This window comes from Maribellus sp. CM-23 (assembly GCF_021354595.1).
In the GTDB taxonomy this organism is placed as follows: domain Bacteria; phylum Bacteroidota; class Bacteroidia; order Bacteroidales; family Prolixibacteraceae; genus Draconibacterium.
Genome location: NZ_JADWYJ010000003.1, coordinates 1 through 12162, shown reverse-complemented (window position 1 = coordinate 12162; position 12162 = coordinate 1). Strand labels below are relative to the sequence as shown.

Sequence of the window (12162 nt, the reverse complement as noted above, 5' to 3'; positions counted from 1 at the left end):
ACTCATGAAACGATTTGTGCCACCGTATAAGTGGAACGTCGTTATGAATATCATTTACAATATTTTAGGCGCTGTTTTCGGAGCCTTCTCTTTTGCCATGCTTATTCCGGCTTTGAAGATTCTTTTCAGAACAGAAGAAATCGTCACCGAAAAAACAGAGCTGACCCTGTCGATGGATTCAATCACCGACAATTTTAATTTCTATATGAGCCGGTTAATTGCAGAGCAAGGCGAACAGCGGGCCTTGGTATTAATCGGCATTATTCTGATTGTTGCTACTTTGCTAAAAGTAGGCTTCACCTACCTGGCCGATTTTGTATTAATTGCACTGCGTAACGGCGTTGTTTACGATATACGTTCACTGATCTATAAGAAAATCATTGGCCTTCCGCTGGGTTATTTCTCGGATGAACGGAAAGGCGATATCATGGCGCGCATCACCAGCGATGTGCAGGAAGTCGAAAACTCGATTGCCAATTCACTGGGGATGATGATTAAAAACCCAATCCTGATCATCGTTTTTTTAAGCGTTATGATTTACATGAGCTGGTCGCTCACGCTGTTTGTATTTATTATGTTGCCCGTAACCGGGATAATCATCGGGCGGATTGGTCGCAGCCTGAAACGCGTATCTACCAAAGGGCAGGACAAGCTGGGCGAAATTCTTTCCATTATTGAAGAAGACCTGTCGGGATTACGCATCATCAAATCGTTTAATGCCGAAGATAAGGCCATCGGACGGTTCCAGACCGAAAATGGTAATTACCGCTCAATCATGAATCGCCTGATGTGGCGTCGCAACCTGGCACATCCGGCCAGCGAGTTTTTAGGAACCATTGTAATTGTTGTAGTGTTGTGGTATGGAGGTAGTATTATTTTGGGAGAAGGAAAGTCTTCGCTTTCTGCCGCTGAGTTTATTGGCTACCTCGTATTTTTCTACGGAATTATCAATCCGGCCAAAGCATTCTCAACCGCCCTTTACAGCGTTGAAAAAGGACTGGCCTCGATGCACCGGATCGATCATGTTTTAGCGGCTGAAGTAACCATCAAAGACAAACCCGGGGCGCAGGATATTAAATCGTTTAACAATAGAATCGCTTATAAGAATGTAAGTTTCTCGTACGACAAAGCAGAGGTTTTGTCCAATGTTTCGCTGGAAGTTGAAAAAGGAAAAACCGTTGCATTGGTGGGCTCTTCCGGCAGTGGAAAAACCACTATGGTTGATCTCCTTCCGCGGTTCTGGGATATAACGGAAGGTACGATTGAAATTGACGGAATTGACATCCGCGACCTGAAGCTGAAATCGTTGCGTAACCTGATCGGAAACGTAAACCAGGAGCCCATTTTATTCAACGATACCATTTTTAACAACATTGCTTTTGGCGTGGAGAATGCTACAAAGGAAGCCGTTGAAAAAGCTGCCAGAATTGCGAATGCCCACGATTTTATCATGGCTTCAGAAAATGGCTACGATACCCGTATCGGCGACCGTGGCGACAAACTGTCGGGCGGGCAAAAGCAACGTTTATCCATTGCACGTGCCATTCTGCGCAATCCTCCGATTTTAATCCTGGATGAAGCAACTTCGGCTCTCGATACCGAATCGGAAAAACTGGTACAGGAAGCCTTGGAAAACCTGATGAAGAACCGTACTTCTCTGGTGATCGCACACCGGCTTTCAACCATAAAAAATGCCAATATGATTTGTGTATTGCACGAAGGGAAAATAGTGGAACAGGGAACGCACGAAGAGCTATTGAAGTTGGATGGCCGCTATACCCGTTTGCACAAAATGCAGATGTTTTAAAAAATAGCCTCGAGTCGTAAGCTGTGAGCTGCGAGCTATTGTTAAACTGAGAAATTGCAATATTGTTAAATTGTAAGACACCTCATATTCCTTCGTTTTCACAAAAAACTGAAAACTGTGACTCCTTACTGCGACTAACACATCATTTTTCACGTAAAAAGCCTTAATGCGCTTACAAGTTCATCTGCGGGGAAGAGCGTTTGTTTTTACCAGCCAGTGGCAAGCACATCAACCAGATGAATGGTTTTGATGGGAAGATTCTGTTTTCGAATGTAGGCGTCCATGTTCATTAAACAGGAAGCCTCGGTAGAAACAATGTACTCGGCCCCGGTTTTTAGAGCATTCTCGACCTTTTGCTCGGTCATTGCCGAAGAAATATGATGAAATTTGGCCGCAAAGGTTCCCCCAAAACCACAACAGGTCTCCAGGTTTTCCATTTCAACCAACTCCAGTCCTTTTACTTTTTCCAAAAGCTGCCGCGGTTCTGACTTGATACCGCACTCACGCAAACCGGCACACGAATCGTGAAAAGTAACTTTATGATTAAAAACTGCACCAACTTCCGAAACCTGCAAATGATTAATCATAAAATCAGAGAATTCGAAAAGACGTTTTTTTATCGACTTTGATTTCTCCAGGTTGACTTTGTCTTCCGTAAAAAGTTTATGATAATAATTGCGAACAAATCCGGTACACGATGCGGACGGAGCCACCACTATTTCAGCTTCATCAAAATCCTGAATAAATTTTCGCGCCACTGTGCGGGCTTCATTCCAATAGCCACTGTTAAAAGCAGGCTGTCCGCAACAGGTTTGCTCCGGATTGTATTTTACTTCACACCCCGCTTTTTCAAGGACTTTTACAAAGCTCCAGGCAGTATCAGGATAAAACTGATCGATAAAGCACGGAATAAAGACGTCGACACGCATTTTGGTTATTTTGGCTTGAAATTACACTAAAGAATGAAGAACTGAAAAGAGTTCCATTGAAATACTAAAACAAAAAAAGCGAGGCTTTTCAACCTCGCTTTTGCACGGGAGGAGAGACTCGAACTCCCGACACCTGGTTTTGGAGACCAGTGCTCTACCAACTGAGCTACACCCGTGTATTTTATTAAAGAACAACGCTTTTATTTAGCGTCTGCAAATATAATCATTCATTCCAAATTACCTACGGCTGATCCGGGAAAATATCGGTTAAAATTGATACAATTTTGAACCCTTTTCTTTGTCGAAACCGCCCTTAGGCAAAAAGTTATTAACACTATGTCAAATAAAAAATCCACCAGTTATTCCGGTGGATTTTTCTGCGGAGAGAGAGGGATTCGAACCCCCGGTACCTCTCGGTACAACGGTTTTCAAGACCGCCGCAATCGACCACTCTGCCATCTCTCCGGATGCGGTGCAAAAGTAGATTAATTTTTTAAACCACAAAAAGTTTTTTGTCAAATTTTTCAGGAAGTGCTGAAAAAAAAAGGGTTTTAGGGTTTGGTTTTTTAAAACTAATTTCTGAATTTAGCTAAGCTTTAGTTAAAGCACTCTGAAAGTATTGATTTTACTGATGTTTGGACGTACCGATATCAATATCTCAGAAAAAACTAAGATTTAAATTAGAATTAACTACAATAACTAAGTACTTTAATTTCAATCACTTAATTAATTATTTTAAATTTTGCCTTATGAATAAAGCACAATTAATTGACGCAATGGCCGAAAAAGCAGGCCTTAGCAAAGCCGACGCAAAAAAAGCATTAGACGCTTTTATTGATGCAACAACTGACGCTCTTAAAGGCGGTGACAGAGTTGCTCTCGTTGGATTTGGCTCATTATCTATCTCTGAACGTGGTGCCAGAACAGGTAGAAACCCACAAACTGGTAAAGAAATTACAATTCCTGCTAAAAAGGTAGTTAAATTCAAAGCTGGTGCTGAATTAGCTGACGCAGTGTCATAACATACACTACAGGCAAAGAAACTTGAAGGGAAGCATTTTGCTTCCCTTTTTTATTGTTCCTTTGTAGCACAATTAATTTTAAAGCAAATCTCAGTTTCACATAAGAAACCATTTGCAGACTGTTCTCGAGCTTCGTTTTTCATTCATCAACCTATAATTATGTAATGAAAAACTTTATGTTCGTTTGCGACACAAGAAAACCAAAGATGGACAAAAAACTACTTGAATACTTATCCGGATACATTACCCCTCAACGGCTGGAACTCTATAATAAAGTACTGGCTACCCGAACCAGGTACCTGACCGTTGTGCTGGAGGATATTTTTCAGCCACAGAATGCCAGTGCTGTTTTGCGCACCTGTGACTGTTTTGGCGTACAGGATGTACACATTATCGAGAACCGGAATGAGTTTAAAGTAAACCGGGAGATTGCCATGGGTTCATCGAAATGGCTGACGATGAAAAAATACAATGGCGCTGAAAACGGAAACCTGGAAGTGATCCGAAAACTAAAAGCTGAAAACTACCGGATTGTTGCCACCACGCCGCATTTAAACGATCAGGAACTACCTGATTTCGATCTATCCAAAGGGAAAACTGCCCTGGTGTTTGGATCAGAATTGCCGGGTATTACCGACAGCATTATCAACGAAGCCGATGAGTTTCTGAAAATCCCCATGTATGGTTTTACCGAAAGTTTCAATATTTCGGTTTCGGCAGCTATTATACTTCATCATCTCACACTTAAAATGCGTCAGGATAATAATATTGACTGGCGTTTGAGCGAGCAGGAAAGCGATGAGATAAAGCTGGAATGGATCTGGAAAGGCATTAAACGGCCCGACCTGCTCGAAAAAAGATTTCTGAAAGGCAATATTTCCTAGGATAAGGCAAACGGGAAATGGGAAAAGACAAAAGTTAGAAGGTTACAAACAAAAGTATTAACGGCCGAGAATATTACCAAAACTATTAATTGACCGGACTAATACGCCAAACGCCTCTTAGGCACGTTTTGATTTCTCCCAGTTTACTGACTGCCGTCCTTTGAGGTAACGCATGACTCCTCGAATTCCGGCATAGTTGATCATTACAAAATAGTAGGGAGCAAAAAATAGTTTTACTCGTATTCTCTTGTTCTCAAAATACCACCCGAGCAAAGCAACAGCATAACACACCAACTGAAACAAAAACACAAGTGCATAGAAATTGGCAGGACTCCAGTTATCCTGTTGTACCACCAGCATCAGGTTTACCCAGGGAAGTACAAACAAAGCAAGGGGTGTAATGGTCCACCGCAAAACCTTGTGCGAAAAATATTGCCACGAAAGAATACCGTATTTGAACGGATTCATCAGCCCCTTTAAACGGAAGATGGTCTGCACCCCGCCTGCTGCAATCCGTATTTTTCGCTTTAGCTCTTCGTGCACATTTAACGAAGCCGTTTCTTCAGCAAAAGCATTGGGTGCGTAAGCTATTTTGTAGCCCCTCATGGCAATACGCAGAGAAATAATAAAGTCGTCAAGTAAGGTATCGGTTTCCACTTCCTCAAAAAGCCTGGTCCGAATGGCAAACAACTCGCCAACGGCCCCCACTGCCGAGTTTAGCCCCGAATCGTTTTGTTTGATCCACGATTCCAATTTCCAGTATAGCCCCTCTCCTGCTCCGGCGGCGGTTTCCGAATCATTTTCGATGATCCTTTTCTCGCCGGCCACACATCCCACATTTTCGTCGCTAAACCGTTTCACTATTTCCCGAATCGAGTTCCGGCCAAGTAAGGTATTGGTATCAGAAAAAATAACAAGCGGAGCTTTTACGAACTTCATTCCCCGGTTCATAGCATGCATTTTCCCGCGTCTTTCCGGTAAATGATACACTTCCAGCTCCGGATATGCCCGTAGCAAATCAGGGGTTCCGTCGTCAGATCCATCGGTTACCCATACATATTGTATTTTCTCTTTGGGATAATCAAGTGCAAATGAATTCTCTATTTTCTGCCGGATGTAATCCTTTTCGTTGTAGGCAGTTACGAACAAACACACCTCGGGCTCAAAAGATTCCTTGTAATGATTTTTTTTATGCGGGGAAATCAGATGCTTAATTTTTACCAGCAACCACAACACCAAACCATAACCCAGGTATGTATAAAACAGAATGAATAACAGTCCCCAGAACAAGATGGTCAGCATCATTTAATGTATTGTTTATAAAAATCAATGAGTTTACTGGCAGCAGCTAAGTTATCAAATTTTTCGTGTATAAAGCCGATGGCATTCCGCCCGATGTTTTCAAACAGTTCTTTGTTGTCAACCAACTCCGACACCGCGTCAACAAACTGTTCGACTGTTTCGGCAATTAAAATGTGTCTGTTCTTTTCTACTTCAATACCTTCTACCCCAATGGGAGTAGAAACAATGCTTTTCCCGAGTGCCATCCCTTCGATGATTTTCACCCGCATACCGGATCCGGAAAAAAGTGGCACAACCATGATCGCCTTTGAATTCATGAATTCATAAGCATCCGCTATTTCGCCTAAAAACTGCACATTGGGCTGATCAAATTTCTTTGCCATCCACGCCGGTGCATTTCTTCCGGCCACATAAAATTTAAGGTCAGGGTATTTTTGGTGAATAGCCGGCCAACAATTCTGGACAAACCAGAGCAATCCTTCCTGGTTGGGCCCCCACTCCATCGATCCGATATGAAAAAGCGATGGATATTCGAGGTTACGCGCATTGGGAAACAACACCGAACTATCGATCCCCGTTTGGGATACCATTGAAGGTTTGCGGTTGCCCATTCCGTACAGGATGGATTCGTCGCGCTGTGTAATCGGCACCAACACATCGTAATTATTCAACAGGCGGGTCTCAAACTTGCGAATTCTGATGGCCAGGTTTCTGAGGTAAAATTTCTTAAGGCCCTGACTAATCTCGGCCGACCTAGCCCAAATTTCGTGCTCGATATTGTGTGCCCGGTAAACGATCAATGCTTTCGAAAATTCACGAATCAAAGAAATATACGGACACACGTACAATCCTTCCAACTGGATAATGTCGAATTCTTTTTCGGTCAGCAGCCTTATTAATTCGGTTGAAAAATTGTCAGCAATAAAGCGGCTTGCATTATAGGGTTGCTGCGAAAAAAGCAGGTTTACAACCGCTTTAATAGCACTGATTCTTGCCGGAACATCTACCAGCCTGAATTCAGCCAGGTTTTTAATGCTTTCCGGAATCTCGTCCAGCGTAATGTGGTGCTTTACCGTATTCATCGATAAAACAGTCACATCGTGACCAAGCAGGGAAAAACCCTTTGTCAGATTCATACAGGCGATGGCACCACCGTCCTTGGTAGGATAAGGCACTTTATTGGTTACCTGTAATATTCTCATGGCACTACTCTTTCTTTTCTTTTTTTGAAATTAGCTTCGACAAGCCCAATTTGCTAAACAACTTAGTATAAGTTTCGCTTGACATAATCGAAGAATCGGTAACAGCTTTGTAAGTCAGCCAAACTCCGAGCGGCAAAAATATAAACGACGAAAACCACATTCCGCCAAACATCGACCACACATCTTCGCGCGCCGATTTCTCACCGGTCATCGAGATGATATAATAGAGGATGAACATAAGTATCGAAACGATCACCGGCATTCCCAATCCTCCTTTCCGGATAATTGCCCCCAGTGGTGCACCGATAAAAAAGAAGATCAACACAGCCACCGACAGTGTAAATTTCCGATGCCGTTCCATTTTATACTTGTTCAGCCACTTTTTCCGACTGTACAGCTGATTTTCGTACATGTTAATATTTTGGGTTACACTCCGTGCATTTTGCAGGGCAATGCCCGCAATTTCGGCCTGCACCCATTTATCTCTGCCAGTGAAAAAGGTATCAAAATCAAAAATAGAGTCTGCCTCCGGCACATCGGTTTCAATCTTTAGCGAGTCGTGCCGTTGCACCAGATTGTGCATTTTCCGGGAAATGGTAGCATTCAGGTTGATTTGCACCATGTATTTGCTCAACTGCGAATAGTATTCGTCAGAAAGCGTGTCTTCCATCGCCTGAAGCTCTGTAATCGACAACATGCTATACTTGTTTCGGAAAAGATCTTCGTCTTTGCGGTTAAAATCAAAACCACGCACTTTAACCCGGATGATCTGCTCATCAAACGAATCGCGCCGAAAACCATTGTTCTCACCACTTCCCCGGGCACCTTGCGATTTGTCTTCCTCATAATTTACACCGTGAAACAAGTTCAGCACCATATACTGCTTATCCTCGGTAATGCGCAACATTCCGGAGTCGGCTACGGTGACACTTTCGTTTGTCTTTCCTGAGGTATGATCGTAAATCAGCAAATCATACAACATTTTGGTTTTGCTGTCTTTTCGCCCCACTTTAATGCTGTAGCCATCCATTTCGTTGGTAAACACTCCCGACTGCAGCACCAATTCCGGCCGCTGCTGTTTTACACTGTACATCAGGGTTTGAAACCGAAGATTTGTTTTGGGAATGATATTGTTTGAGAAATAAAAAGCCGAAAATGTTACCAGCACTGCGATAACCATCAAAGGTTTCATGATGCGAAAAAGCGAAATTCCAGCCGACTTCATTGCCACCAGTTCGTAGTTCTCACCCAACGAACCAAATGTCATTATCGATGCCAGAAGCATCGCCAGCGGAAAGGCCAGTGGCAACAGGGCAAATCCGGCGTAGAACATCATCTCGCCCAAAACGTCGAATTCAAGTCCTTTTCCTACCAGGTCGTCAACGTATTTCCAAAGAAACTGCATCAATAAAACGAACAGCACGATGAAAAAGGTCATAATAAAAGGACCAACGAAAGACTTTATAATGTATAAATGTAAGCGCTTCATTAATTTGATTTCTGCACAAGAAACGTGTACAAAGCTAAGTTATTTTGGCATTTGGGAAAGGGAAAAGAGTTAAGATTCCTTATGATTTCCTAAAAAATAAGAAACGGAAACAACCGGACAAATCAGGAACCAACCAAATGTTTAAGATCTGAAACCTGGGTCTCCCACAAATCCCGTGTTTCTTCCTCTTCACCCTCTTCGGCAAAATCAGTAATCAGCAACGAAACATCTCCGGTCAGTTCATCCTGGATAATGCGAAACTCAAAGTAAGTTCCTTCTTCTTCATCCAGCCAGCTAAAACGTACCAACCTATTTTCTTTTTGCAGGGTCATTTCTGCCGTTTGTTCTGTTTTATCCCAGATGAAAGTAAATTTTTTCCCCTTTATGCGTACATCATCAGCAAACCACTCGGTAAGCCCTGAGGCTGTGCTCAGCCTGTTATACAGAACTTTGGGCGAGCAGTTAATGAGGAACTCAATTTGTATTCTAACTTTGTCTGGCATTTGTTTGATTTTCGGCAATATATATATTATGAACGGAACTAACAAACACGAATTTCCGGCCGGATAAAGTTCTTTTTAAAAAAATGAGAAAATCTGGAGGTAAATAAAAATAAATACTATATTTGCACCGCGAAATTCAAAACCGGTTAGCGTACCGGAGGGGTCAAAAAGACAGGAAATCGTAACAAAAATGGCGAGGTAGCTCAGCTGGTTAGAGCGCATGATTCATAATCATGAGGTCGGCGGTTCAAGCCCGCCTCTCGCTACTGAAAATAAAGAGGTTACAAATGAAAAATTTGTAACCTCTTTTTATTTTACGGCAACCTCGCGCCGTCAATATAAACAACTTCATATTTCAATTCAATCTTCTCGCGGCTGATCTTTATTTTACGAAAAATCACTAGGAAACACTTGGCTAAAAACGGATCAAATGAACTTTCTGAGGAGAAACAAACTTCACTCATAAATTTTGGCAAGTATAAAAAGGAAAAGCTGACATCCCGCACTCCTCTGAATTGATTCCTGAAAGCTTTAATATTTGCATTGAAAGATTCTGTCGAGGCATTGGGACTCTGGAGGCAAAATAGTTTAACGTGAATTCGGGTTAATTCAAAATACTTAATCACTAATATTATAAACGGCAATCTATAATGGCGCGAAAACTGGTTTGCATTTGCAACTTGATAGACGAAAGTGAGATTAAATCTGTTTTAGAGAAAGGGGCAGAAACCACTTCACACATACAGGAGTTTACGCGGGCCGGCACGTCTTGTGGCCGCTGTTTGCCCGAGATCGACGCCATTGTGGAAGCGCATCAAAAGAAGAAACCCAAGAACCAGCAAGGGAAGCTGGAACTCGGGTTCTAAAAAACACAACAATATCTTTTAGAAGTATCGTGGTGAAACCACTTCTTCTTTTCTGAATTTAAGTTCGTACGACACCATAATTTCGTGGGTTCCGTTGTTGTGGTGCTTGATGTTGTTGGTGGCAAAATCGATCGCATAACCAACGCGCAACTTTTTGTCGAAAATCCACTGGGCAATAAAGCCGTAGGAAGACCCGGTACGGTACATGGCTCCCAGCCAAAGTTTTTCTTTGATCAGGAAGTTTCCTGAAAAGTCCATTTGAAGGGGAGTACCTGTTTCCGAAGTAAACGATGCTTTACTCAGCATCGTTGGTTTGAATTTAACATCCTCACCCAAATCGAAAACCGCACCGGCAATCAGGAAATAGTGTCTGATTTCGGCCTGAACAGCGGCACTTTGCATATCGGAGTCAAGCTTTACATTCAATACCCTCGGAACAGAAAACCCAAGATAGGCCCGCTTGCTGTAAAGAAAGGCTCCAACACCAAAGTTGGGTTTCACGCTGCTTATTCTCCCAATAAAGTTGGGGTCGTTGGGATCAATAATACTGTAATCCTGGAGGTTGTTGGTATAGTTTACAAATCCGCCTTTTAATCCCAATCTCAAATTGGTACGTTCACTAATCGGAACCAAATAAGAGTAGTCGGCAGAAATATCAAAACGCTTAACCATCCCAACTTTATCTCCAATTACATTTAAACCTAAGGCAACGCGTTCATTTCTAAGCGGAGCTTGGAGTGAAAAAGTAAATGTTTCAGGTGCACCATTCCAGCCTGTCCATTGATTTCTGGCCAGTGCCATAAAGCCTACCGACTCCCATGTCCCTGCATAAGCAGGGTTGATGGTTTGCGTGTTAAACATGTACTGAGTGTACATTGGGTCCTGCTGGGCGTTAGAAGTGAATGTTGTCAATGCAATTGCCAGGATCCCTAAAGCTTTGATAATATTTAATTTCGTTTTCATCGTTCTTTCTTTTTTTGGATTCAACATTTCATTAATCATTACCATTAATTATTTAGGAATATTGTTCCTGTAATTGGCTTGCTTCCCTCTCCCAGGTATAAGATGTAGAAGTAGGTCGCTGTGGGAAGATTATCCCTGCCAACCTGCATCTTATTGGTTGATTTACCATCCCACCATGCATCCTGGTAGCTCCATCTTTGGGTATTGCCATAGTTGGCTTTTTCGTAAACCTTGTTACCCCAACGGTTGAATATCTCTATTTTGGCATCCGGATATTCTTCTTCGAATAATAAATCACCGGTTTCACAGGTAAATATTATTTCAAAATAGTCGTTGTGAGTATCTCCGTTCGGAGAGAATCCATTCGGGATGAATAATTCACATCCTTCGGCTTCTCCACCTCCACCTTCGATTGAAGGTACATAATCATCTCTCCAGTCACGTACTCCAATAATGGTGTCTGAATCCTGCAATGGAGCATTTGATCCAATGGCGTTTAGTCCGTGAAGCCATTCTTCACTTGTATCATATGAATCGTATGCATCATCTAATCCGTCACCGTCAAGGTCTGATCCAATGTAATCAACATCGGCAATTGTATCATGTGGTGTTTCATCCCATCCTTCAATATAGTCGGCAATGCCATCACCATCTGAATCTTCATCCAAATAATCCGGGATTCCGTCCAGATCCATGTCAACCGGATCGTAGTATACTCCCAGGTCATCGTACTGATCATCCCAACCATTTCCATTTGAGTCAGAGCCCAGTGGAGGATAGTAGTCAAGTCCTTGATCAACTCCACCATTTTCAGCATACTGAATGCCTTCTGTAATGGTTTGCTGCCATTCAATGTTGTCCGGAATTCCGTCGTTGTCAGAGTCAATATCCAGTCTGTCAACGATTCCGTCACCATCCGAATCCAGTGTTTGTTGATTCAATGCATTTTGATCTTCGTGGATATCAAGTATACCATCATCGTCGTCGTCAATATCGATCACATTCGGAACTCCGTCACAGTCGGTATCAAGTTGTATGTGGATAGTTACTTCGGCGGTAGAACAATTTTCTGGGTTTGCATTGCTGCAAATGGTATAAGTAAACTGGATTACTGCTTCAGACAGTTCTTCGTTGGCATACAATAATTCTCCGTCGGTCAGGTTTACCTGTACATTGTCCGGAATATTATCTGCAC

11 protein-coding genes and 3 tRNA genes are annotated in these 12162 nt (G+C 42.4%); 5 read left to right on the top strand and 9 right to left on the bottom strand.

The window, feature by feature from the left end; translation table 11 throughout:
- The first annotated feature begins 4 nt into the window (after positions 1 to 4).
- Positions 5 to 1807, top strand: a complete 1803-nt coding sequence (locus INQ51_RS11045; RefSeq protein ID WP_233378029.1) for an ABC transporter ATP-binding protein — start codon at positions 5 to 7, stop codon at positions 1805 to 1807.
- 206 nt (positions 1808 to 2013) lie between these two features.
- Here INQ51_RS11045 and INQ51_RS11040 read toward each other — a convergent pair whose 3' ends face one another.
- The 3 genes from INQ51_RS11040 to INQ51_RS11030 form a co-directional block, all read right to left on the bottom strand.
- Entirely contained in the window at positions 2014 to 2736 is a 723-nt protein-coding gene (locus tag INQ51_RS11040) for a (Fe-S)-binding protein (RefSeq protein WP_233378028.1), read from the bottom strand.
- A gap of 103 nt (positions 2737 to 2839) precedes the next feature.
- Positions 2840 to 2912 (bottom strand) — tRNA-Trp (locus INQ51_RS11035).
- Positions 2913 to 3116: 204 nt separating this feature from the next.
- Positions 3117 to 3201, bottom strand: a tRNA-Ser gene (locus tag INQ51_RS11030).
- 284 nt (positions 3202 to 3485) lie between these two features.
- Here INQ51_RS11030 and INQ51_RS11025 point away from each other — a divergent pair.
- Positions 3486 to 3758, top strand: coding sequence for an HU family DNA-binding protein (locus INQ51_RS11025; RefSeq protein ID WP_119440295.1), 273 nt, complete (start codon positions 3486 to 3488; stop codon positions 3756 to 3758).
- A gap of 206 nt (positions 3759 to 3964) precedes the next feature.
- Positions 3965 to 4642, top strand: coding sequence for a TrmH family RNA methyltransferase (locus tag INQ51_RS11020; RefSeq protein WP_233378027.1), 678 nt, complete (start codon positions 3965 to 3967; stop codon positions 4640 to 4642).
- Positions 4643 to 4759: 117 nt separating this feature from the next.
- Here INQ51_RS11020 and INQ51_RS11015 read toward each other — a convergent pair whose 3' ends face one another.
- The 4 genes from INQ51_RS11015 to INQ51_RS11000 all read right to left on the bottom strand — a co-directional run bounded on the left by INQ51_RS11015 (position 4760) and on the right by INQ51_RS11000 (position 9138).
- Positions 4760 to 5947: a glycosyltransferase family 2 protein gene (locus INQ51_RS11015; RefSeq protein WP_233378026.1), complete on the bottom strand. Its 1188-nt coding sequence runs from the start codon at positions 5945 to 5947 to the stop codon at positions 4760 to 4762.
- Positions 5944 to 7146: a glycosyltransferase family 4 protein gene (locus INQ51_RS11010; protein ID WP_233378025.1), complete on the bottom strand. Its 1203-nt coding sequence runs from the start codon at positions 7144 to 7146 to the stop codon at positions 5944 to 5946. Before INQ51_RS11010 ends, INQ51_RS11015 begins: the two co-directional genes overlap by 4 nt.
- A 4-nt stretch (positions 7147 to 7150) precedes the next feature.
- The gene (locus INQ51_RS11005; protein WP_233378024.1) at positions 7151 to 8635 is read right to left on the bottom strand and encodes an LptF/LptG family permease; all 1485 of its coding nucleotides are present in this window, start codon (positions 8633 to 8635) and stop codon (positions 7151 to 7153) included.
- A gap of 122 nt (positions 8636 to 8757) precedes the next feature.
- On the bottom strand, positions 8758 to 9138 hold the full coding sequence (locus tag INQ51_RS11000; RefSeq protein WP_233378023.1) for an START-like domain-containing protein: 381 nt from the start codon (positions 9136 to 9138) through the stop codon (positions 8758 to 8760).
- Between the two features lie 192 nt (positions 9139 to 9330).
- On the opposite strand from INQ51_RS11000, the gene INQ51_RS10995 reads away from it, so the two are divergent.
- Both INQ51_RS10995 and INQ51_RS10990 read left to right on the top strand, forming a co-directional pair.
- Positions 9331 to 9404, top strand: a tRNA-Met gene (locus INQ51_RS10995).
- 384 nt (positions 9405 to 9788) lie between these two features.
- Positions 9789 to 10004 (top strand): bacterioferritin-associated ferredoxin, encoded by a 216-nt coding sequence (locus INQ51_RS10990; protein ID WP_233378022.1) that lies wholly within the window; start codon positions 9789 to 9791, stop codon positions 10002 to 10004.
- Positions 10005 to 10022: 18 nt separating this feature from the next.
- Here the strand turns inward: INQ51_RS10990 and INQ51_RS10985 are convergent, their stop codons facing one another.
- Both INQ51_RS10985 and INQ51_RS10980 read right to left on the bottom strand, forming a co-directional pair.
- A complete protein-coding gene (locus INQ51_RS10985) occupies positions 10023 to 10967 on the bottom strand; it encodes a type IX secretion system membrane protein PorP/SprF (protein WP_233378021.1) in 945 nt (314 codons plus the stop codon).
- Positions 10968 to 11011: 44 nt separating this feature from the next.
- Positions 11012 to 12162: gliding motility-associated C-terminal domain-containing protein (locus INQ51_RS10980; protein WP_233378020.1), on the bottom strand; the 1151-nt coding region annotated here is incomplete at its 5' end.